At 53.4% G+C, this 22,150-nt stretch carries 17 protein-coding genes and 7 tRNA genes; 22 read left to right on the top strand and 2 right to left on the bottom strand.

Annotation, left to right across the window (positions count from 1 at the left end; translation table 11 throughout):
- Positions 1–168 precede the first annotated feature (168 nt).
- Complete coding sequence (gene nagE, locus KCG39_RS26460; RefSeq protein WP_004130459.1) at positions 169–2,121, bottom strand: PTS N-acetyl glucosamine transporter subunit IIABC; 1,953 nt, start codon at positions 2,119–2,121, stop codon at positions 169–171.
- Between the two features lie 312 nt (positions 2,122–2,433).
- On the opposite strand from nagE, the gene nagB reads away from it, so the two are divergent.
- The 12 genes from nagB to KCG39_RS26400 all read left to right on the top strand — a co-directional run bounded on the left by nagB (position 2,434) and on the right by KCG39_RS26400 (position 9,419).
- Positions 2,434–3,234 (top strand): glucosamine-6-phosphate deaminase, encoded by an 801-nt coding sequence (gene nagB / locus KCG39_RS26455; RefSeq protein WP_004130458.1) that lies wholly within the window; start codon positions 2,434–2,436, stop codon positions 3,232–3,234.
- 60 nt (positions 3,235–3,294) lie between these two features.
- Positions 3,295–4,443, top strand: coding sequence for an N-acetylglucosamine-6-phosphate deacetylase (gene nagA, locus KCG39_RS26450; RefSeq protein WP_004130456.1), 1,149 nt, complete (start codon positions 3,295–3,297; stop codon positions 4,441–4,443).
- Positions 4,444–4,451: 8 nt separating this feature from the next.
- The gene (gene nagC / locus KCG39_RS26445) at positions 4,452–5,672 is read left to right on the top strand and encodes a DNA-binding transcriptional regulator NagC (protein WP_112165434.1); all 1,221 of its coding nucleotides are present in this window, start codon (positions 4,452–4,454) and stop codon (positions 5,670–5,672) included.
- A gap of 45 nt (positions 5,673–5,717) precedes the next feature.
- Complete coding sequence (locus tag KCG39_RS26440) at positions 5,718–6,470, top strand: HAD-IIA family hydrolase (RefSeq protein ID WP_004100215.1); 753 nt, start codon at positions 5,718–5,720, stop codon at positions 6,468–6,470.
- Between the two features lie 278 nt (positions 6,471–6,748).
- Positions 6,749–8,410, top strand: a complete 1,662-nt coding sequence (gene asnB, locus KCG39_RS26435; RefSeq protein WP_004130452.1) for an asparagine synthase B — start codon at positions 6,749–6,751, stop codon at positions 8,408–8,410.
- 230 nt (positions 8,411–8,640) lie between these two features.
- Positions 8,641–8,717, top strand: a tRNA-Met gene (locus KCG39_RS26430).
- Between the two features lie 8 nt (positions 8,718–8,725).
- A tRNA-Leu gene (locus KCG39_RS26425) sits at positions 8,726–8,810 on the top strand.
- 35 nt (positions 8,811–8,845) lie between these two features.
- A tRNA-Gln gene (locus tag KCG39_RS26420) sits at positions 8,846–8,920 on the top strand.
- A gap of 34 nt (positions 8,921–8,954) precedes the next feature.
- Positions 8,955–9,029 (top strand) — tRNA-Gln (locus KCG39_RS26415).
- Between the two features lie 21 nt (positions 9,030–9,050).
- Positions 9,051–9,127, top strand: a tRNA-Met gene (locus KCG39_RS26410).
- A gap of 45 nt (positions 9,128–9,172) precedes the next feature.
- A tRNA-Gln gene (locus KCG39_RS26405) sits at positions 9,173–9,247 on the top strand.
- A 97-nt stretch (positions 9,248–9,344) separates the two neighbouring features.
- Positions 9,345–9,419 (top strand) — tRNA-Gln (locus KCG39_RS26400).
- A gap of 109 nt (positions 9,420–9,528) precedes the next feature.
- Here KCG39_RS26400 and ubiF read toward each other — a convergent pair.
- On the bottom strand, positions 9,529–10,704 hold the full coding sequence (ubiF, locus tag KCG39_RS26395) for a 3-demethoxyubiquinol 3-hydroxylase (RefSeq protein WP_049123141.1): 1,176 nt from the start codon (positions 10,702–10,704) through the stop codon (positions 9,529–9,531).
- A 208-nt stretch (positions 10,705–10,912) separates the two neighbouring features.
- On the opposite strand from ubiF, the gene miaB reads away from it, so the two are divergent.
- From miaB to KCG39_RS26345, 10 genes are all read left to right on the top strand, one after another.
- Positions 10,913–12,337 carry a tRNA (N6-isopentenyl adenosine(37)-C2)-methylthiotransferase MiaB gene (miaB, locus tag KCG39_RS26390; protein ID WP_049114269.1) on the top strand — a complete coding sequence of 475 codons (1,425 nt, stop codon included), beginning with the start codon at positions 10,913–10,915 and terminating at the stop codon, positions 12,335–12,337.
- A 144-nt stretch (positions 12,338–12,481) separates the two neighbouring features.
- On the top strand, positions 12,482–13,528 hold the full coding sequence (locus KCG39_RS26385) for a PhoH family protein (RefSeq protein ID WP_004134159.1): 1,047 nt from the start codon (positions 12,482–12,484) through the stop codon (positions 13,526–13,528).
- Positions 13,525–13,992, top strand: a complete 468-nt coding sequence (gene ybeY / locus KCG39_RS26380) for an rRNA maturation RNase YbeY (protein ID WP_004130446.1) — start codon at positions 13,525–13,527, stop codon at positions 13,990–13,992. Before KCG39_RS26385 ends, ybeY begins: the two co-directional genes overlap by 4 nt.
- 98 nt (positions 13,993–14,090) lie before the next feature.
- Positions 14,091–14,969 (top strand): CNNM family magnesium/cobalt transport protein CorC, encoded by an 879-nt coding sequence (gene corC / locus KCG39_RS26375; protein WP_004130445.1) that lies wholly within the window; start codon positions 14,091–14,093, stop codon positions 14,967–14,969.
- 22 nt (positions 14,970–14,991) lie between these two features.
- Positions 14,992–16,530, top strand: coding sequence for an apolipoprotein N-acyltransferase (lnt, locus tag KCG39_RS26370; RefSeq protein WP_004130442.1), 1,539 nt, complete (start codon positions 14,992–14,994; stop codon positions 16,528–16,530).
- A 357-nt stretch (positions 16,531–16,887) separates the two neighbouring features.
- Positions 16,888–17,799, top strand: coding sequence for an amino acid ABC transporter substrate-binding protein (locus KCG39_RS26365; RefSeq protein WP_004130441.1), 912 nt, complete (start codon positions 16,888–16,890; stop codon positions 17,797–17,799).
- A gap of 163 nt (positions 17,800–17,962) precedes the next feature.
- Positions 17,963–18,703 carry an amino acid ABC transporter permease gene (locus KCG39_RS26360; protein WP_004111387.1) on the top strand — a complete coding sequence of 247 codons (741 nt, stop codon included), beginning with the start codon at positions 17,963–17,965 and terminating at the stop codon, positions 18,701–18,703.
- Positions 18,703–19,377 (top strand): glutamate/aspartate ABC transporter permease GltK, encoded by a 675-nt coding sequence (gltK, locus tag KCG39_RS26355; RefSeq protein ID WP_004130439.1) that lies wholly within the window; start codon positions 18,703–18,705, stop codon positions 19,375–19,377. The genes KCG39_RS26360 and gltK overlap by 1 nt, the downstream gene beginning before the upstream one ends.
- Entirely contained in the window at positions 19,377–20,102 is a 726-nt protein-coding gene (locus tag KCG39_RS26350; RefSeq protein WP_004130438.1) for an amino acid ABC transporter ATP-binding protein, read from the top strand. The genes gltK and KCG39_RS26350 overlap by 1 nt, the downstream gene beginning before the upstream one ends.
- A gap of 434 nt (positions 20,103–20,536) precedes the next feature.
- On the top strand, positions 20,537–22,144 hold the full coding sequence (locus tag KCG39_RS26345; protein WP_217276474.1) for a ShlB/FhaC/HecB family hemolysin secretion/activation protein: 1,608 nt from the start codon (positions 20,537–20,539) through the stop codon (positions 22,142–22,144).
- Positions 22,145–22,150: the final 6 nt, after the last annotated feature.

Raw genomic sequence — 22,150 nt, 5'->3', positions numbered from 1 at the left:
TCAAAGCGTAAACAACGTATAACGGCACATGATCTTACAAGCAGGGCGTAGAGACAACTATTAGTTACGCAAAATAGCGATCAGAAGGAGATTATGGGGGTGTTTGCGGTAAAAAAAAGCGGCGCAGCTTTCGCTGCGCCGCTGAGGCATAAACGCCACTCAGGAGTCTTATTTGCCTTTAATTTCGTACAACGGTGTCTGGCCAGCAACCACTTTACCGGTTGCCTGGATAACCAGCGCGCTGTAGTCGTCGCTGTTGCTGCAGACGACCGGGCTAATCATCGAACGCGCGTTAGCATTCAGGAACTCAAGATCCAGTTCCAGAATCGGCTCACCCGCTTTCACTTCCGCGCCCTCTTCCACCAGGCGTTTAAAGCCCTGGCCGTTAAGCGCGACGGTATCGATGCCCATATGGACGACGATTTCCGCACCGTTTTCAGTTTCCAGACAGAAGGCATGGTTGGTGTTGAAAATCTTCACCACGGTACCTGCCGCCGGCGCAACAACAATCTTATCGGTCGGTTTAACCGCCACGCCGTCGCCGACCGCTTTGCTGGCGAAGGCTTCATCAGGTACCTGCTCCAGCGCCACAATGTCGCCGGTAATCGGCGAAACCAGCGCTTCAACGGTTTTCGCGTTAGCAACAGCCTGTGGTTTAACAGCCTGAGCGGCTACGGGTGCGCTATGAGACGCTGCAGTCGCTGCAGCAACCGGGCCACGGGCAACCACTTTCTTCATTTCATCGCCGACGGATTCCGCTTTCGCGCCCACGATAACCTGGATGGTCTGCTTGTTCAGTTTAACCACACCGGAAGCGCCGAGGCGCTTACAGGCCGCATCGTTAACCAGCGCAGAGTCCGCCACGGTCAGACGCAGACGGGTAATACAGGCATCAATCGCTTTCAGGTTATCCGTACCGCCGACCGCCGCGATGTAGTTGGTCGCCAGCTGGGTTAAACCTTCTTCGGTATTACTGTTGGCCTCTTCAGTGACCACGTCATCCACTTTATCCTCACGACCCGGCGTTTTCAGATTGAACATGCGGATAACCGCGCTGAACAGCAGGAAGTAAATAACGAAGAACACAACGCCCATCACAATCAGCATCCAGACGTTTTTACTGGCTGCCGGCAGGCTGTACATCAGAACATAGTCGATGGCACCTGCAGAGAAGGAGAAGCCCGCGTGGATACCCAGCGCCGTCGCAACAAACAGGCTGATACCGGTCAGGATGGCGTGCAGGAGATACAGCAGCGGCGCCAGGAACATGAACAGGAATTCCAGCGGCTCGGTCACACCGGTCAGGAACGCGGTGATCGCGACCGACAGCAGCATACCGCCAACCATCGGACGACGCTCTTTCGGGGCCGCGAAATACATCGCCAGCGCCGCACCCGGCAGACCGAACATCATGATCGGGAAGAAGCCGGACATGAACATCCCCGCGGTGCCGTCACCCGCATAGAAGCGGTTGATGTCACCGTGGAACACGGCGCCAGCAGCGTTGGTGAATTCACCAATCTGGAACCAGGCGATGGTGTTCAGCACCTGATGCAGACCCGTCGGGATCAGCAGACGGTTGATGAAACCAAAGATACCGGAGCCGAGCGCGCCCGCGCCCACAATCCATTCACCGCCAGCATGGATGGCGTTCTGCACCGGCGGCCAGACGTAGCCGAAGATGGCTGCCAGCACCAGACAGAAGAAGCCGGTGGCGATGGGCACAAAGCGTTTGCCGCCGAAGAAGCTCAGGAAGTCAGGCAGTTTGATACCTGACCAGCGGTTATACACGGCACCGCCGACCAGACCGGTAATGATACCCGCCAGCACGCCCATGTTAATGGCAGGGTTGATGGTGACCATCGCTTTGGTCAAAACGAAGTAACCTACCGCCCCCGCCAGCGCTGCGGCGCCGGCGCTGTCTTTCGACCAGCTGGATGCGACGCCGATAGCGAAAATCAGCGCCAGGTTGTCAAAGATTGCCCCGCCCGCCTGGGCGATAAACGAAATGTTAAGCAGATCCGGTTGACCGAATCGCAGCAGCAGCGCCGCGACCGGTAGCACTGCGATAGGGAGCTGTAACGCCCTACCGAGTCGCTGAAAAAAACCTAAAATATTCATCTTATTCCCCCTATGAGACCCCGATAAGGCTCATTAAAGCCACTTTATTATTGTGTAACCTGGTTAATTTTTTAACTTACCTGCAAAGTGTCTGAAAAATTAATTCGTCTCGCAAATTAAATGGGTATTTTTTGTGACAATAGTCACCAAATATCGTATTCACCTCCGTCTTTGACTGGCTAACAATGAAAACTTATTTTATCATTCAAAAAATCAACACGGATTGACCCCGGTCGGCGCAGTTGCTGCGATACTCTTAATAGTATGCTGGCGCCAATCCGCCAGGTTCTAATTTAACTATAGAGGTGAACAATGAGACTGATCCCCCTGGTAACAGCTGAACAAGTCGGTAAATGGGCTGCCCGGCATATCGTTAACCGCATCAATGCGTTCAAACCGACTGCGGACCGTCCGTTTGTCCTCGGTCTGCCCACCGGCGGCACGCCTCTAACCGCTTATAAAGCCCTGGTTGAGATGCACAAAGCAGGCCAGGTTAGCTTTAAGCATGTTGTCACCTTCAACATGGATGAGTACGTTGGCCTGCCGAAAGAGCACCCGGAAAGCTATCATAGCTTTATGCACCGCAACTTCTTTGATCACGTTGATATCCCGGCGGAAAATATTAATCTGCTGAATGGTAACGCGCCGGATATTGATGCAGAATGCCGTCGCTATGAAGAAAAAATTCGTTCTTACGGTAAAATCCACCTGTTTATGGGCGGCGTGGGTAACGATGGCCACATCGCTTTTAACGAACCTGCCTCTTCTTTGGCTTCACGCACACGCATCAAAACCCTGACCCACGATACTCGCGTAGCGAATTCCCGTTTCTTCGACGGTGATGTTGACCAGGTGCCTAAATACGCGCTGACCGTTGGCGTAGGCACGCTGCTCGACGCGGAAGAAGTGATGATTCTGGTGCTGGGTCATCAGAAAGCGCTGGCGCTGCAGGCGGCGGTGGAAGGCAACGTAAACCATATGTGGACCATCACCTGTCTGCAGTTGCACCCGAAAGCGGTTGTCGTCTGCGATGAGCCATCCACTATGGAACTGAAAGTTAAGACACTGAAATATTTCAACGAATTAGAAGCCGAAAATATCAAAGGTCTGTAATGTAGTCTCGTCCCGCAGCAGACCCTGCGGGACAACCATTTTTGACAACCGGGGGTCGTAATGTATGCATTAACCCAAGGCCGGATTTATACCGGTCATGAAATTCTGGATGACCATGCGATTGTTATCGCCAATGGCCTTATCGAACGTATCTGTCCGCAGACTGAGCTGCCCACCGGGATCGAACAGCGCTCGGTTAATGGTGCGATCCTTTCCCCCGGTTTTATCGACGTCCAGCTTAACGGCTGCGGCGGCGTGCAGTTCAACGACACGGCGGATGCGGTCACCGTTGAAACGCTGGAAATTATGCAGAAGGCGAATGAACGCTCCGGCTGCACCAGCTATCTGCCCACGCTCATTACCGCCAGCGATGACCTGATGAAACAGGGTGTCCGCGTGATGCGCGAGTATTTGCAAAAGCATCCCAACCAGGCGCTGGGCCTGCATCTTGAAGGTCCGTGGCTGAATATTGTCAAAAAAGGCACCCATAACCCGGATTTCGTCCGTAAACCGGACGCCGCGCTGGTCGATTTCCTGTGCGAAAACGCGGATGTGATAACCAAAATCACTCTCGCGCCGGAACGCGTAGAACCAGAAGTTATTCGCAAACTGGTGGCCGCAGGTATCATCGTCTCCGCCGGTCATTCCAACGCGACGCTAAAAGAAGCGAAAATCGGTTTCCGCGCCGGGATTACCTTTGCCACCCATCTGTTTAACGCCATGCCGTATATTACCGGTCGTGAGCCGGGCCTGGCTGGCGCGATTTTCGACGAGCCGGATGTCTACTGCGGCATCATCGTCGATGGCCTGCACGTCGATTACGCTAACGTGCGCCTCGCTAAACGCTTGAAAGGCGACAAGCTGTGTCTTGTTACCGACGCAACGGCGCCAGCGGGTGCCAATATTGAGCAGTTCATTTTTGCTGGTAAAACAATATACTACCGGAACGGCCTGTGCGTAGATGAGAACGGCACCCTCAGCGGCTCTTCATTGACCATGATTGAAGGGGTGCGTAACCTCGTTGAGCATTGCGGCATTGCGCTGGATGAAGTGTTGCGTATGGCGACGCTCTACCCTTCCCGCGCCATTGGCGTAGACAAACAGTTAGGCAGCATTGCCCCGGGGATGGTCGCTAACCTGACCGCATTCACCCGCGATTATAAAATCACCAAGACCATCGTTAATGGTAACGAGGTCGTCACTGAGTAAGTAAAAGTATGACAGCAGGCGGACAAGCTCAAATTGGTAACGTCGATCTCGTAAAACAGCTGAACAGCGCTGCCGTTTACCGGCTCATCGATCAGCACGGCCCCATCTCGCGTATCCAGATTGCGGAACAAAGCCAGCTTGCCCCTGCCAGCGTAACCAAAATTACGCGTCAGCTTATTGAACGCGGACTGATCAAAGAAGTCGATCAGCAGGCCTCCACCGGGGGCCGCCGCGCCATCTCGATTGTTGCCGAAACCCGCAGCTTTCACGCCATCGGCGTACGTCTTGGCCGCTATGACGCTACCCTGACGCTCTATGATTTAAGCAGTAAGACCCTCGAAGAAGAGCACTACCCGCTGCCGGAAAGAACCCAGGAAACGCTGGAACACGCCCTGCTCAACATCATCGCCTCCTTTATGGAGAGCTGTCAGCGCAAAATCCGCGAGCTAATCGCCATTTCGGTGATCCTGCCGGGACTGGTCGATCCGGAAAGCGGCGTCATTCGCTATATGCCGCATATTCAGGTGGAGAACTGGGGGCTGGTTGAAGCGCTGGAAAAACGCTTTAAAGTCACTTGCTATGTCGGCCACGATATTCGTAGCCTGGCGCTGGCGGAGCACTACTTTGGTGCGAGCCACGACTGTGAAGACTCCATTCTGGTGCGCGTACACCGCGGGACCGGTGCGGGGATCATCTCCAACGGCCGGATTTTTATTGGCCGTAACGGAAACGTCGGGGAAATCGGCCATATCCAGGTCGACCCGCTGGGCGAGCGCTGCCACTGCGGCAACTTCGGCTGTCTGGAAACCGTCGCCGCCAACGCCGCCATTGAACATCGGGTTCGTCATCTGCTGGAGCAGGGTTATCAGAGCAAGATCCCCCTCGATGACTGTACGATCAAAACGATCTGTAAAGCCGCGAATAAAGGCGATGCGCTGGCCTGCGAGGTGATCGAGCACGTTGGCCGTCATCTGGGTAAAACTATCGCCATCGCCATTAACCTGTTTAATCCGCAAAAAGTGGTGATTGCCGGTGAGATCGTCGAGGCGGAAAAAGTGCTGTTACCGGCTATTGAAGGCTGCATTAACACCCAGGCGCTGAAGGCATTTCGTAAAAATCTGCCGGTAGTCCGTTCTACGCTCGATCATCGTTCTGCCATCGGCGCTTTTGCCCTGGTCAAGCGTGCGATGCTTAACGGGATCCTGCTCCAGCGTTTGCTGGAAAGCTAAAGCCGCTTTATAGTTTCGCCTTTCTTTAACGATGTCGGACAGTCCATGACCATTCAAAACGTAATTTGTGATATTGACGGTGTGCTGATGCACGACAATGTGGCCGTACCGGGCGCCGCCGAATTCATCAAGCGCATTCTCGAAAAAGAGATGCCGCTGGTGATGCTGACTAACTACCCTTCGCAGACCGGCCAGGACCTGGCGAACCGCTTTGCGACCGCCGGAATCGATGTTCCTGATACCGCCTTTTATACCTCAGCGATGGCCACTGCCGATTTTTTGCGCCGTCAGGAAGGCAAAAAAGCCTATGTGGTTGGCGAAGGCGCGCTGATTCACGAACTGTATAAAGCAGGCTTTACCATCACTGACGTCAATCCTGATTTCGTTATCGTCGGTGAGACCCGCTCCTTTAACTGGGAAATGATGCATAAGGCGGCGTTTTTTGTCGCCAACGGTGCGCGCTTTATCGCAACTAACCCGGATACGCACGGCCGCGGCTATTACCCGGCCTGCGGCGCGCTGTGCGCCGGTATTGAAAAAATCTCCGGCCGTAAGCCGTTCTACGTCGGTAAACCAAGCCCATGGATTATCCGCTCTGCGCTGAATAAAATGCAGGCGCATTCGGAACAAACGGTTATCGTCGGCGACAACCTGCGCACGGATATTCTGGCGGGCTTCCAGGCCGGTCTGGAAACCATTCTGGTGCTTTCCGGGGTTGCCACGCTCGACGATATCGACAGCATGCCGTTCCGCCCGTCCTGGATTTATCCATCGGTTGCAGAAATCGATATTTTCTAAATAAAACCACGTCCTGCGACGTGGTTTCTTATTTCCAAGCCTCTTCTGAACGCTTTTATCTAAAAGAAAAGCACTATTACTGAATATTCATCAACAAAAGCGCTCAAAACATACTCTTTTTTCACTATTCGACAATCACAATTGCATTATTTTCTTTTGCTGGCGTAAACCCCTTGCGCCCTTCGCCCCTTTGCGGCATTTTCTAAAGCATGCACTGAGGCTTCGCGTTTAGACGAAGCCTGCACAACATCAAACAAGACAGGGTAACGGAGAAGGCTATGTGTTCGATTTTTGGCGTACTGGATATTAAAACTGACGCGGGTGAACTGCGTAAAAAGGCACTGGAGCTTTCCCGCCTGATGCGCCACCGCGGCCCGGACTGGTCAGGCGTCTATGCCTGTGATAAAGCCATCCTGGCGCATGAACGCCTGTCAATCGTCGACGTGAACGCCGGCGCGCAGCCGCTGTATAACGCTGCAAAAACTCACGCCCTCGCCGTTAACGGTGAAATCTACAACCACCAGGCGCTGCGCGCGGAATACGGCGACCGCTATGCGTTCCAGACCGGTTCCGACTGCGAAGTTATCCTCGCGCTGTATCAGGAAAAAGGTCCGGACTTCCTCGACGATCTGCAGGGGATGTTTGCTTTTGCTCTCTACGACAGCGAAAAAGACGCGTATCTGATTGGTCGCGACCACATCGGCATCATCCCGCTGTATATGGGTCACGATGAACACGGCAACTTCTACGTTGCTTCAGAAATGAAAGCGCTGGTTCCGGTATGCCGTACGATTAAAGAGTTCCCGGCAGGCAGCTACCTGTGGAGCAAAGATGGCGAAATCCGCGAGTACTATCAGCGCGACTGGTTCGATTATGACGCCGTCAAAGACAACGTCACGGACAAAAATGAACTGCGTCAGGCGCTGGAAGAGTCGGTGAAAAGCCACCTGATGTCCGATGTCCCGTACGGCGTCCTGCTCTCCGGCGGCCTGGATTCATCGGTGATTTCCGCCATCACCAAAAAATATGCCGCACGCCGCGTCGAAGATCAGGAAAAATCAGAAGCCTGGTGGCCGCAGCTGCACTCCTTCGCCGTCGGTCTGGAAGGCGCGCCCGATCTGAAAGCCGCGCAGGAAGTGGCTAACCATCTGGGCACCGTTCACCACGAAATCCACTTTACGGTGCAGGAAGGCCTGGACGCGATTCGCGATGTTATCTATCACATTGAAACCTACGACGTGACGACAATTCGCGCGTCAACGCCGATGTACCTGATGTCGCGTAAAATCAAAGCGATGGGCATCAAAATGGTGTTGTCTGGTGAAGGTTCTGATGAAGTATTTGGCGGCTACCTTTATTTCCATAAAGCGCCAAACGCTAAAGAGCTGCACGAAGAGACCGTACGCAAGCTGCAGGCGCTGCATATGTTTGACTGCGCTCGCGCCAACAAAGCGATGTCCGCATGGGGCGTTGAAGCGCGTGTGCCGTTCCTGGATAAGAAATTCCTCGACGTGGCAATGCGTATCAACCCGCAGGACAAAATGTGCGGCAACGGTAAAATGGAAAAACATGTCCTGCGTGAATGTTTTGAATCTTACCTGCCGGCAAGCGTCGCCTGGCGCCAGAAAGAACAGTTCTCTGATGGCGTCGGTTACAGCTGGATCGATACTTTAAAAGAAGTGGCCGCTGAACAAATTTCCGATCAGCAACTGGAAACCGCCAGCTTCCGCTTCCCGTACAACACGCCATCATCGAAAGAAGCGTATCTCTACCGTGAGATCTTCGAAGAGCTGTTCCCGGTTCCAAGCGCGGCTGAATGCGTGCCTGGCGGTCCTTCCGTCGCATGCTCTTCAGCAAAAGCGATTGAGTGGGACGAATCTTTCAAAAAAATGAACGATCCGTCGGGACGCGCGGTTGGCGTACACCAGTCGGCCTACTAACCGGCGCTGTTTTCAAAACGGACTCTGCGGAGTCCGTTTTTGTTTTGTGCCTTATTTAAGCCGTTAAAAACGATAAATAACCAATAATTGACGATTATTGCGCCACGCTGTTCGCAACCTAACCAAACAGTTACGTTCAGCCCATTTTCGATGAAAAAGGGGTTGACGCTTCAAGGCTCAATACGCATAATGCGCCCCGCAACGCCGATAAGGTAACGCGAAAAAAAGATGGCTACGTAGCTCAGCTGGTTAGAGCACATCACTCATAATGATGGGGTCACAGGTTCAAATCCCGTCGTAGCCACCATCTTTTTTGCGGGAGTGGCGAAATTGGTAGACGCACCAGATTTAGGTTCTGGCGCCGCAAGGTGTGCGAGTTCAAGTCTCGCCTCCCGCACCATTTACTCTTTCGCGTTGGCAGTAAAAGGTTTTTGTTGGGGTATCGCCAAGCGGTAAGGCACCGGTTTTTGATACCGGCATTCCCTGGTTCGAATCCAGGTACCCCAGCCATATTTTCGATGTTTGCGGTTCACCGCGACGGTATTGGGGTATCGCCAAGCGGTAAGGCACCGGTTTTTGATACCGGCATTCCCTGGTTCGAATCCAGGTACCCCAGCCATCGAAAAAAGAGTAAGATTTTGGCTACGTAGCTCAGCTGGTTAGAGCACATCACTCATAATGATGGGGTCACAGGTTCGAATCCCGTCGTAGCCACCATACAAAGGAATTATTGATTCAGTTCGATAAATCCAAAAAAATTGTTGGGGTATCGCCAAGCGGTAAGGCTCTGGTTTCTGATACCAGCATTCCGAGGTTCGAATCCTCGTACCCCAGCCAATTTCAAAAGTCGCTCACGCTGTGTGCGCACCCGTTGGAGTATCTCCAGGCACTAAGCCACCGGTTTGACCCCGGTACGAAATGGTCAACGTAAAATTGGGGTATCGCCAAGCGGTAAGGCACCGGATTCTGATTCCGGCATTCCGAGGTTCGAATCCTCGTACCCCAGCCAACAAAAGCAAAAAGCTCGCTTCGGCGAGCTTTTTGCTTTTTGGCGTTTACGCTATGCACATTACCGTTCCGCACCCCGGCCTCACCTTTGCAAGCCGGGGTCGTTCTCGTTATAAACCTAACGCGTATTTCAACGCCTGACGCTTCAGTCCGCCGGCGCGCTCGGCCGCCATCAGCCCAATATTTCTCAGCATACGCACCGGCGGCAAATCGTTGCTAAATCCGGCGTAAAACAGATCCATTCCCGACTGCATAATAAAGTTGTCCGCCTGACGCCGCGTCTGGTAGCGCTTAAGTACCGGCAGGCTGGCCCACTCCTCACCGTGCGCTTTTGCTCTGCCAAGAATATCGAGCAGCGCATCGACATCGCGATAGCCGAGGTTAACCCCCTGCCCCGCCAGCGGATGGATGGTGTGCGCAGCATCGCCCACCAGCGCCAGCCCCGGCTTAACATACTGCAATGCGTGACGGCGGGTAAGCGGGAAAGCGCCCGCGCTCAGCGGCGTAATCTCTCCCAGCCGCGACGGGAAGTGGCGAGTAATTTCCTGCTGTAGCTGAGCCATACTCATTCCCTGCAACTGACGGATCCTCGCTGGCGCGTCGTACCACACCAGCGAAGCCCAATGATCGAACAGCGGTAAAAACGCGCGCGGCCCCGTCGGAGTGAACTGCTGCCAGGTACTGTCGCCGGGATCGTCCGCACACTGTACGCTGATCAACATACAGGATTGCTGGTACTGCCACGCGTGGATGCCGATTCCGGCCAGCTGACGCACCTGCGAACTGGCGCCGTCCGCGCCCACCACCAGCCGCGCATCAAGCTGGCTGCCGTCGGTCAGCGTTAAGGAGGTGTACGTTTCTCCACGCCGCATCTCCTGAAGCGATGTCCCCACCTGCAGCGATATGCGTTCATGGGCTTCCAGCGCCTGCCACAGGGCTCGCTGCAGAACGTTATTCTCCACCATATAGCCCAGTTCCGGCAGCTTCAGCTCCGCGGCGTTGAAGACAACATGGGCGCTTTCCCACTCCCAGGTTTCTAGCTGGCGGTACGCATGGGCGCGCATGGACCGCACGCTGTCCCAGACGCCGAGGCCTCTCAGCAGCCCTACCGATGACGCGCTGATTGCCGAAATACGTACGTCAGGCGGTGAAGAAGCATCGAAAACCGGTGGCGCGTTTTTTTCAATGACCGTCACCGTAAAGCCCTGCTGCGCCAGGCCAAGCGCGAGGGCGCCGCCAACCATCCCGCCGCCGACGATAACGACATCTGTTGCATGAATTGTCATGGCTATTATCCTTAAACCCGAATCCCCTCAGTTTACCGGATTTTTATTCGGCTTGTGGTGATTACGGTCGTACTGGTCAGGGCGCGGTCAAAGCATTACAATACGCGCCCTGCAATCCTGGCTTTATATCCGTCACCCTTCACATTGCAGAGCAACATCCGGTGAAGACGCTGACTTTGGGTATACCTAATTAAGCATGAGCAAGTCGATGACAAAAAAACTCCATATTAAAACCTGGGGCTGTCAGATGAACGAATACGATTCATCAAAGATGGCCGATCTGCTGGATGCCACCCACGGGTATCAACTCACTGAAGTGGCGGAAGAAGCGGATGTGCTGCTGCTCAATACCTGCTCAATCCGTGAGAAGGCTCAGGAAAAAGTATTCCATCAGCTAGGACGCTGGAAGCTGCTGAAAGAGAAGAATCCCAACCTGATCATCGGCGTTGGCGGCTGCGTGGCCTCTCAGGAAGGCGACCATATTCGCCAGCGCGCCCACTATGTCGATATTATTTTTGGGCCGCAGACCCTGCACCGCCTGCCGGAAATGATCAACTCGGTACGAGGCAACCGCAGCCCGGTCGTCGATATCAGCTTCCCGGAAATCGAAAAATTCGACCGCCTGCCGGAACCGCGCGCCGAAGGCCCAAGCGCCTTTGTTTCCATCATGGAAGGCTGCAACAAGTACTGCACCTACTGCGTGGTGCCTTATACCCGCGGTGAGGAAGTGAGCCGCCCAAGCGACGATATCCTGTTTGAAATCGCCCAGCTTGCGGCTCAGGGCGTACGTGAAGTTAACCTACTCGGGCAGAACGTGAACGCCTGGCGCGGGGAAAACTATGACGGCACCAGCGGTAGCTTTGCCGATCTCCTGCGCCTGGTTGCGGCGATCGACGGTATCGACCGGATCCGCTTTACCACCAGCCATCCCATCGAGTTCACCGACGATATCATCGAGGTTTACCGCGATACACCGGAGCTGGTCAGCTTCCTGCACCTGCCGGTGCAGAGCGGTTCCGACCGCGTGCTGAACCTGATGGGCCGAACCCACACGGCGCTGGAATATAAAGCGATTATCCGCAAACTGCGCGCGGCGCGTCCGGATATTCAGATCAGCTCCGACTTCATCGTCGGCTTCCCTGGCGAAACCACGCAGGATTTCGAACAAACCATGAAGCTGATCGCCGATGTGAATTTCGATATGAGCTACAGCTTCATCTTCTCCGCGCGTCCGGGCACGCCGGCGGCCGATATGGTCGACGACGTACCGGAAGAGGACAAGAAACAGCGTCTGTATATTCTGCAGGAGCGCATCAACCAGCAGGCGATGGCCTGGAGCCGCCGTATGCTCGGCACCGTGCAGCGCATTCTGGTGGAAGGCACTTCACGTAAGAGCATTATGGAGCTGTCTGGCCGCACCGAAAATAACCGCGTGGTGAACTTCGAAGGCTCGCCTGAGATGATCGGCAAGTTTGTCGATGTCGAGATCACCGACGTCTGGACAAACTCCCTGCGCGGTAAAGTGGTGCGCACCGAGGACGAAATGGGTCTGCGCATTGCGGAAACCCCGGAGTCGGTGATTGCCCGCACTCGTAAAGAAAACGATCTTGGCGTCGGTATCTACCAGCCATAATCCGTTCAGGCCTGCCGGCTCCGGCAGGCCTTGTATTTCCTCTCCTGAACCCAATATCTATAGCGATGCTTGCGCCATATTCCGATGACGTGAATAATTTCCTGACCGGCTACCTTCCGGCTATCTATGTATAAGAGGAACAGCTTGAATACAGACACTCGCGAAATCACCCTTGAGCCCGCGGACAACGCCCGTTTGCTGAGCCTGTGCGGCCCGTTTGATGACAATATTAAACAGCTGGAGCGCCGTCTCGGCATCGAGATTAACCGTCGTGACAACCACTTTAAACTGACCGGTCGGCCGATTTGCGTCACCGCTGCGGCGGATATCTTGCGCAGTCTGTACGTCGATACCGCGCCGATGCGCGGCGAAATTCAGGATATTGAACCGGAACAAATTCATCTGGCGATCAAAGAAGCCCGCGTGCTGGAGCAGAGCGCCGAAAGCGTACCGGACTACGGTAAAGCCATCAATATCAAAACCAAGCGTGGCGTGATTAAGCCGCGTACGCCGAATCAGGCGCAGTACATCGCCAATATTCTCGACCACGACATTACCTTCGGCGTCGGCCCTGCCGGGACCGGGAAAACCTACCTGGCGGTCGCCGCCGCGGTAGACGCGCTGGAGCGTCAGGAGATCCGCCGTATTCTTCTGACCCGTCCGGCGGTTGAGGCTGGCGAAAAACTGGGCTTCCTGCCCGGCGATTTAAGCCAGAAAGTCGATCCGTATCTGCGTCCCCTGTACGACGCGCTGTTCGAGATGCTCGGCTTCGAGAAAGTCGAAAAGTTGATTGAGCGCAACGTGATTGAAGTCGCGCCGCTGGCCTATATGCGCGGCCGTACGCTGAACGATGCGTTTATCATTCTCGACGAAAGCCAGAACACCACCATTGAACAGATGAAAATGTTCCTGACCCGTATCGGCTTTAACTCTAAGGCGGTCATTACCGGCGACGTCACGCAGATTGACCTGCCGCGCAGCACCAAATCGGGCCTGCGCCACGCGATTGAAGTGCTGGCGGAAGTCGATGAGATCAGCTTCAACTTCTTCCATAGCGAAGACGTCGTGCGCCACCCGGTGGTCGCCCGCATCGTTAACGCCTATGAAGCCTGGGAAGAAGCAGACCAGAAACGTAAAGCAGAACTGGCCGCCGAGCGCAAGCGCGAAGCCCAGGAACAGGAGCATAAATGAGTCAGGTCATTCTCGATTTACAGCTGGCTTGCGAAGATAACAGCGGAATGCCGGATGAAGCCCTGTTTCAGCGCTGGGTCGATAGCGTTATCCCGCAGTTTCAGGAAGAGTCGGAGCTGACGATTCGCCTGGTTGATGAAGCGGAAAGCCACGAGCTAAACCTGACCTATCGTGGGAAGGACAAGCCAACTAACGTGCTCTCTTTCCCGTTCGAAGCCCCGCCGGGCATCGAAATGCCGCTGCTTGGCGACCTGGTTATCTGCCGTCAGGTGGTTGAACAGGAGGCGAAAGAGCAAGGTAAACCGCTGGAAGCGCACTGGGCGCATATGGTGGTCCACGGTAGCCTGCATCTTTTGGGCTATGACCATATCATCGACGAAGAAGCGGAAGAGATGGAATCCCTCGAAACAGAGATAATGCTTGCTCTGGGCTATGAGGATCCGTACATTGCCGAGAAGGAATAACCCGTTGCCGGCTTTGCCGGCGACTGGCCGCTATGCCGGGCGCTGAGTATACGCGTGACGAGCGACTATTTAACTAACATGAGAACCCATACGACGCCATGAGCGACGACAATTCACACAGTAGCGACACAGTAAACAGCAAAAAGGGATTCTTCTCCCTGTTACTCAGCCAGCTCTTTCACGGTGAACCCAAAAATCGTGACGAACTGCTGGCGCTGATCCGTGATTCCGGGCAAAACGACCTTATCGACGAAGATACGCGCGATATGCTCGAAGGGGTAATGGATATCGCCGACCAGCGCGTCCGCGACATCATGATCCCCCGCTCGCAGATGATTACCCTGAAACGCAACCAGACGCTGGACGAGTGCCTCGATGTGATCATCGAATCCGCCCACTCGCGTTTCCCGGTGATCAGCGAAGATAAAGATCACATTGAAGGGATTCTGATGGCCAAAGATCTGCTGCCGTTTATGCGCAGCGATGCTGAAGCCTTCAGCATGGAAAAAGTGTTGCGCCCGGCGGTTGTCGTGCCTGAGAGCAAGCGGGTCGACCGCATGCTGAAGGAGTTCCGTTCCCAGCGTTATCATATGGCTATCGTTATCGATGAGTTTGGCGGCGTCTCGGGTCTGGTGACCATTGAAGATATCCTTGAGCTGATCGTCGGTGAAATTGAAGACGAATACGACGAAGAGGAAGACATCGATTTCCGTCAGCTAAGCCGCCATACTTGGACGGTGCGCGCACTGGCCTCAATCGAAGACTTCAACGAGGCGTACGGCACCCACTTCAGCGATGAAGAGGTCGACACCATCGGCGGCCTGGTGATGCAGGCGTTTGGTCATCTGCCTGCCCGCGGCGAGTCTATCGACATTGATGGTTACCAATTCAAGGTCGCAATGGCTGACAGCCGACGTATTATTCAGGTACATGTAAAGCTTCCTGATGATGCCCCGCAGCCGAAGCTGGAAGACTAATCCAACGGGACGATTAACCTAAATGGTATTTGCCTCTCTTATTGAACGCCAGCGCGTACGCCTGCTGCTGGCGCTGCTATTCGGAGCCAGCGGAACGCTGGCTTTTTCACCTTATGACTTCTGGCCTGCGGCGATTATTTCGCTAATTGGCCTGCAGGGTTTAACCCTCAACCGCCGCCCTTTACAAAGCGCCGCGATTGGCTATTTCTGGGGACTCGGGCTATTCGGTTCGGGTATAAACTGGGTCTACGTGAGTATCGCGCAGTTCGGCGGCATGCCCGGACCGGTCAACGTTTTCCTGGTGATTCTGCTGGCCGCGTATCTCTCCCTCTATACCGGGTTATTCGCCGGTATTCTTTCGCGCCTGTGGCCGAAAACCAGCTGGATACGCGTGGCCATCGCCGCACCGGTGGTCTGGCAAATCAGCGAATTTCTGCGCGGCTGGGTGCTCACCGGCTTCCCGTGGCTGCAATTCGGTTACAGTCAAATCGACGGCCCGCTTAAAGGCCTAGCTCCCGTGATGGGCGTTGAGGCGATTAACTTCCTGCTGATGCTCGTCAGCGGCCTACTGGTACTCGCTATCGCGCAGCGTAACTGGAAGCCGCTGATCGCCGCCGTCGTGCTGTTCGCCCTGCCCTTCCCACTTCGTTATATTCAGTGGTATCAACCGCTGCCGGAACGCGCAACCACGGTTTCGCTGGTACAGGGCGATATCCCCCAGGCGATGAAATGGGACCAGAATCAGTTGCTCAACACCCTGAAAACCTATCTGGATCTCACCCAACCGCACATGGGTAAATCGCAGCTGATCGTCTGGCCGGAGTCCGCGATTCCCGATCTGGAAATCAATCAGCAGCGTTTCCTGAGTATGATGGACGATCTGATGCGGTCGAAAAACAGCTCGCTGATTACCGGTATCGTCGACGCGCGCCTGAACGCGCAGAATCGCTACGATACATACAACACCATTATTACGCTGGGCAAAGATAACCCGTACAGCTACGACTCAAAGAATCGCTACAACAAGAATCATCTGGTGCCGTTTGGTGAGTTTGTGCCGCTGGAATCGATTCTGCGTCCGCTGGCGCCGTTCTTCGATCTGCCGATGTCCTCTTTCAGCCGCGGGCCTTACGTGCAGCCGCAGCTGGTTGCGCATAATATGCGTCTGACGGCGGCTATTTGCTACGAGATCATTCTTGGCGAGCAGGTGCGGGATAACTTCCGCCCGGATACGGATTTTCTGTTAACCATCTCTAATGATGCGTGGTTCGGCAAATCTATCGGTCCGTGGCAGCACTTTCAGATGGCGCGGATGCGCGCGCTGGAGCTGGCCCGTCCGCTGCTGCGCAGCACCAATAACGGCATTACCGCGGTCATCGGCCCACGCGGTGAAATACAGGAGATGATCCCGCAGTTCACCCGCGCCGTATTGACCACTAAAGTGACCCCGACTTCAGGACTGACGCCGTACGCGCGTACAGGGAACTGGCCGCTGTGGGCGTTAACCGCGCTGTTTGGCTTTGCGGCGCTGCTGATGAGCCTGCGCCAGCGCCGTCGCTAATTGCTTCTCCCGCGGCGGCATTCGTCGCCGCGGTCACCTCTCCTTCTTGTCCATTTTGGCACGACCATTGCTTAATAAATTGATGTAGTAGCGCGATCCTTGAGGGTACAACCTGGTTGCACCACCACCGATCGCCCTGCTGCGCTATTTTGGTGCAATGGGGGATTTTTGCCTTTAAATGGTGCGGTGCGCTTCGCAAATATCAACAATTTAAGAGCAAAATCTTTACATTAAGCCAAACTAAATGCTAACAAACACATACAAATGCTGCACGCAAAGACGGCAGCAATAAAAAAGCACACACATTCACAATGGGTATCAATAGCGTCTGATGGCGCTGAGGATAAGGAGTCGGATATGCAATTACGTAAACTGGCCGCAGCAATGCTGGTCATGGGACTGACCGCCGGTGCGGCGCATGCAGAAGATGCAGCATCCACCGCTGGCCAGAGCACTCTGGATAAAATTGCCAAAAACGGCGTTATCGTCGTCGGTCACCGTGAATCATCCGTTCCGTTCTCTTACTATGACAACAAGCAGCAGGTCGTCGGCTATTCTCAGGACTACTCGAACGCGATCGTTGATGCCATTAAGAAGAAGCTGAACAAACCGGATCTGCAGGTCAAACTGATCCCGGTAACCTCACAAAACCGTATTCCGCTGCTGCAAAACGGCACTTATGACTTCGAATGCGGTTCCACCACCAATAACCTTGAGCGTCAAAAACAGGCAGCCTTCTCCGACACCATTTTCGTTGTCGGTACCCGTCTGCTGGTGAAAAAAGGCGGCGCGATTAAAGATTTCCCGGATCTGAAGGATAAAGCCGTCGTCGTCACCTCCGGCACCACCTCGGAAATTCTGCTGCACAAGCTGAACGACGAGAAAAAAATGAATATGCGTATTATCAGCGCAAAAGATCATGGTGACTCCTTCCGAACTCTGGAAAGCGGTCGCGCGGTGGCCTTTATGATGGATGACGCGCTGCTGGCGGGCGAACGTGCGAAAGCGAAGAAACCGGATAATTGGGAGATTGTCGGTACCGCTCAATCTCAGGAAGCCTATGGCTGCATGCTGCGCAAAGACGATCCACAGTTCAAAACGCTGGTGGACGACACGGTTGCCCATGTCCAGACCTCCGGTGAAGCCGAAAAATGGTTCGATAAGTGGTTTAAAAATCCAATTCCGCCAAAGAATCTGAATATGAACTTTGAACTCTCTGACGAAATGAAAGCGCTGTTCAAATCACCTAACGACAAAGCTCTTAACTAATTAAAAAAACAAAGGGCGGGGAATCCTGCCCTCCCGATTGTTGCCACGGCGCGGACAGACTATACGGCAGCTGGTCGTTCCCCAGCGGCCGCGAATACCGAAACAGGCTGAGCAACAATCTTCGAGGGTAGCGCTGCTACCCTTTTTTTTCCAGGAGTCATTTATGTCAATAGACTGGAACTGGGGGATATTCCTGCAACAGGCCCCGTTCGGCAACACCACCTATTTAGGCTGGCTGTGGAGTGGTTTTCAGGTCACCGTCACCCTGTCGGTAACGGCCTGGATTATCGCGTTCTTTGTGGGGTCGCTCTTCGGTATTCTCCGTACGGTCCCGAACCGTCTGCTGTCGACTATCGGCACCTGTTACGTTGAGCTTTTTCGTAACGTTCCGCTTATCGTTCAATTTTTCACCTGGTATCTGGTGGTGCCTGAACTGCTGCCGGAAAACATTGGCATGTGGTTTAAGTCCGAGCTGGATCCCAATATTCAGTTCTTCGTTTCCTCGATGCTCTGTCTGGGATTGTTTACCGCCGCACGCGTCTGCGAACAGGTTCGTTCCGGCATCCAGTCCCTGCCGCGCGGGCAGAAAAACGCCGGGCTGGCGATGGGACTGACCTTACCGCAAACCTACCGCTACGTTCTGCTGCCTAATGCCTATCGCGTTATCGTGCCGCCGATGACCTCAGAAATGATGAACCTGGTGAAAAACTCGGCCATCGCCTCCACCATCGGACTTGCCGATATGGCTGCACAGGCGGGCAAGCTGCTGGATTACTCAGCCCATGCCTGGGAGTCGTTTACCGCTATCACCCTGGCCTACGTGTTTATCAACGCCGTTATTATGCTGATCATGTACGTAGTCGAACGTAAGGTCCGCCTGCCGGGCAATATGGGGGGTAAATAATGTACGATTTTGACTGGAGTTCCATTATTCCGTCCATGCCGTACCTGCTGGCTGGACTGGTTATTACCTTAAAAATTACCGTGACCGCGATTGTTATCGGGATTGTCTGGGGGACGATTCTGGCCGTTATGCGCCTGTCGAGCTTCCTGCCGCTGGCGTGGTTTGCCAAAACCTACGTTAACGTCTTCCGCTCCATTCCGCTGGTGATGGTACTGTTGTGGTTTTATTTGATTGTTCCGGGGTTCCTGCAGAACGTGCTTGGTCTGTCGCCGAAAACCGATATCCGCTTGATTTCAGCGATGATCGCCTTCTCCATGTTTGAAGCGGCGTATTACTCGGAAATTATTCGCGCCGGCATTCAGAGTATCTCTCGCGGCCAGTCCAGCGCTGCGCTGGCGCTGGGCATGACCCACTGGCAATCCATGAAGCTGGTGATTCTGCCTCAGGCCTTCCGCGCCATGGTACCGCTGCTGCTCACCCAGGGCATCGTGCTGTTCCAGGATACCTCGCTGGTCTATGTCCTGAGCCTGGCCGACTTCTTCCGTACCGCCTCCACGATCGGCGAACGTGATGGAACCCAGGTAGAGATGATTCTGTTCGCAGGCGCCGTATATTTTGTATTTAGTCTCAGCGCATCGCTGTTGGTCAGCTGGTTGAAGAAAAGGACTGTGTAATGATTACCCTGAAAAACGTTTCAAAATGGTATGGTCACTTTCAGGTGCTGACCGATTGCTCCACGGAAGTGAAAAAAGGCGAAGTGGTGGTGGTTTGCGGACCATCAGGCTCGGGTAAATCCACGCTGATTAAAACCGTCAACGGTCTGGAGCCAATCCAACAGGGTCAAATCATCGTCGACGGCACCACGGTTAACGATAAAAAGACTAACCTGGCCAGGCTACGCTCTCGCGTCGGGATGGTATTCCAGCACTTCGAACTGTTCCCGCATTTGTCGATTATCGATAACCTGACGCTGGCGCAGGTTAAGGTGCTCAATCGCGATAAAGCCGCTTCACGCGCAAAAGGGCTTAAGCTGCTGGAACGCGTAGGGCTTTCCGCTCATGCAGAAAAGTTCCCCGCTCAGCTCTCGGGCGGGCAGCAGCAGCGCGTGGCCATCGCTCGTGCATTGTGTATGGACCCCATCGCCATGCTGTTCGATGAACCCACTTCCGCGCTTGACCCGGAAATGATCAACGAAGTGCTGGACGTGATGGTTGAACTGGCGAATGAAGGGATGACCATGATGGTGGTCACCCATGAAATGGGCTTTGCGCGTAAGGTCGCCAATAGGGTGATCTTTATGGACGAAGGAAAAATTGTCGAAGACGCGGATAAAGAGGCGTTTTTTGCTAATCCGCAGTCAGAGCGCGCCAAAGACTTCCTCGCCAAGATCCTCCACTAACCTTCTGGCGTGTACGCTCCCGTACACGCCTTTTATCTATTCCCCATCCCTCTCCATCCATAGTCTGGGTAAAATCTTAGCTATTATCAAATGCGTGGCATAAATATATCCCGCCTCACGATAAATAATTCACGACCTGAAATCCTCAATTCAACAAAAATTCACTCTTTACCTCGTGGATTACATAATCCGGCATAGATAATATATCGCGGTTTTTACAACAACACTGAGTAGCATTAGCGGTTTTGTTTTGATTTTAAGAAAATAAAATTATTATTGAGGTTGAGAACCCGACTTCGTTAACCCTACTCTATGAACACTAAACATCCTTTATAAGGGTATAACGGACGAATGAAACAAATGGATATTGCTTCGTGAATAATAAAATACTGGTCACCGCCATCTCTTTTTATATTTTTCTAACCGCATCAACAATGGCGAGCTTATCGATTAGCAATACCAATCAGGTCGAACAGGATAAGGCGCGCCAAAGCGCACTGGCGCCAGCACAGCAGGAGTATCAATCATCAGGTACGGGATCGCGGAAATATCAACTCGTCTTCCCACTAGAAGCAACCTGCCGATATATCAACCACGTTGAAATTCTTTCCGCTGACGACAAACTGACCCGTAGCCTACTCGGCAATATAGCCCTGCAAGCAGAAAAAAAGTGTCTGGGTATTGAAGGCATACGTCTACTCACCACAACATTGCAAAATGAACTCATTGCCCGGGGATATATCACTTCCCTTATTGATGTTCCTTCCCAATCTCTGAACGATGGTATTCTGAGCATCACTCTGACCTATGGTTATATCGGTAATATAAGTTGGACTGCAGGCAACAGCGCGACAACCAGTCTGTGGAACGCGATACCCGCCAAAACCGGGGATATTCTGCAGCTAACTGAACTTGAACAAGGGATGGCTAACTTACAACGTTTACCCGGTTCATCGGCGCAGATGAAAATCCTACCCGGTAAAAAAAATGCGGAAAGCGATATTCAACTCACACGGCATCTGGCAAAAAAGTGGCAGGTAGGCGCCTGGCTGGATGATGCAGGAAGCCGTACCAGCGGGCGATACCAGGCAGGTGCCGCGATTTATCTTTATGACCTGACGACGCTAAATGACATCCTCTATGTCTCTGTCGGCGGCGATGTCGAGTTTAATCAACATAACGATGGCAATCAGAATAATAGCCTCTATTATTCTTTTCCTTTTGGATTTTGGTCACTCAATCTTTACGGTTCACAAAGCCAATATCGTCAGCAGTTTAATGGTAGATACTCGACCGTTGAATATAAAAGTAAAAATGATTATGCCAGCGCAACCTTATCACGTTTACTTTCACATACCCGCAAGCAAAAAACAACAATTGATGCGCGTATATCAAAAAGCACATCACATTATTATTTTGGCGGCAGCGAAATCGGCGTTATGCGCAAACAGAATCCTGCCTGGGATATTACCGCGCACCACCAACGGTACTTTACCAACACTATTTTAGATGCCAGCCTGGGCGTACAGCGTAGCCTTCCCTGGCTTAGTTCCACCCCTACGCCTGAAGAAAAAGCAGGTCTGTACAGTAAACTTTCGCGCATTATCCACGCCGATCTTCAAGCTTTAATGAAGTTTGAATCAACGGGGGATAAATTCAGCTATGCGCCGCATATTAATATCCAGGTCAGCCCCGATATCTTGTCCGCAGATAATCAATTCAATATTGGTAATCGTTGGACAGTACGTGGCTTTGACGGTGAAAGAACGCTTTCAGGAAACCAGGGCTGGTACTGGCGCAATGATTTTATTTGGGATATGCCAACTCCGGATCGGCAGCTCTACTTAGGCCTGGATATTGGCCGCATTACAGGAACCGAGCAGTACGAAAATGGCAAAGTCATCTCTGGCGCCACTGCCGGAGTGCGCGGAAGCATCATTGCCACTCAGTATGATTTATTCATAGGAACGCCGCTGGCAAAACCAAACGGTTTTCATACCGATCCTGTCAGCATGGGATTTTCTTTACAATGGAGGTATTAAAGTCAT

The sequence above is a fragment of the Klebsiella pasteurii genome (assembly GCF_018139045.1).
GTDB lineage: Bacteria > Pseudomonadota > Gammaproteobacteria > Enterobacterales > Enterobacteriaceae > Klebsiella > Klebsiella grimontii.
Note: the sequence above shows the minus strand (reverse complement) of the source record. Positions and strands in the feature narration are given on the sequence as shown.

Coding starts and splice junctions, on each gene's coding strand:
- KCG39_RS26440 (WP_004100215.1), top strand. CDS start 5,718: ATGACCATTCAAAACGTAATTTGTGATATTGACGGTGTGCTGATGCAC.
- nagC (WP_112165434.1), top strand. CDS start 4,452: ATGACAGCAGGCGGACAAGCTCAAATTGGTAACGTCGATCTCGTAAAA.
- miaB (WP_049114269.1), top strand. CDS start 10,913: ATGACAAAAAAACTCCATATTAAAACCTGGGGCTGTCAGATGAACGAA.
- asnB (WP_004130452.1), top strand. CDS start 6,749: ATGTGTTCGATTTTTGGCGTACTGGATATTAAAACTGACGCGGGTGAA.
- KCG39_RS26350 (WP_004130438.1), top strand. CDS start 19,377: ATGATTACCCTGAAAAACGTTTCAAAATGGTATGGTCACTTTCAGGTG.
- nagE (WP_004130459.1), bottom strand. CDS start 2,121: ATGAATATTTTAGGTTTTTTTCAGCGACTCGGTAGGGCGTTACAGCTC.
- corC (WP_004130445.1), top strand. CDS start 14,091: ATGAGCGACGACAATTCACACAGTAGCGACACAGTAAACAGCAAAAAG.
- KCG39_RS26365 (WP_004130441.1), top strand. CDS start 16,888: ATGCAATTACGTAAACTGGCCGCAGCAATGCTGGTCATGGGACTGACC.
- gltK (WP_004130439.1), top strand. CDS start 18,703: ATGTACGATTTTGACTGGAGTTCCATTATTCCGTCCATGCCGTACCTG.
- nagB (WP_004130458.1), top strand. CDS start 2,434: ATGAGACTGATCCCCCTGGTAACAGCTGAACAAGTCGGTAAATGGGCT.
- KCG39_RS26360 (WP_004111387.1), top strand. CDS start 17,963: ATGTCAATAGACTGGAACTGGGGGATATTCCTGCAACAGGCCCCGTTC.
- nagA (WP_004130456.1), top strand. CDS start 3,295: ATGTATGCATTAACCCAAGGCCGGATTTATACCGGTCATGAAATTCTG.
- KCG39_RS26345 (WP_217276474.1), top strand. CDS start 20,537: ATGGCGAGCTTATCGATTAGCAATACCAATCAGGTCGAACAGGATAAG.
- lnt (WP_004130442.1), top strand. CDS start 14,992: ATGGTATTTGCCTCTCTTATTGAACGCCAGCGCGTACGCCTGCTGCTG.
- ybeY (WP_004130446.1), top strand. CDS start 13,525: ATGAGTCAGGTCATTCTCGATTTACAGCTGGCTTGCGAAGATAACAGC.
- ubiF (WP_049123141.1), bottom strand. CDS start 10,704: ATGACAATTCATGCAACAGATGTCGTTATCGTCGGCGGCGGGATGGTT.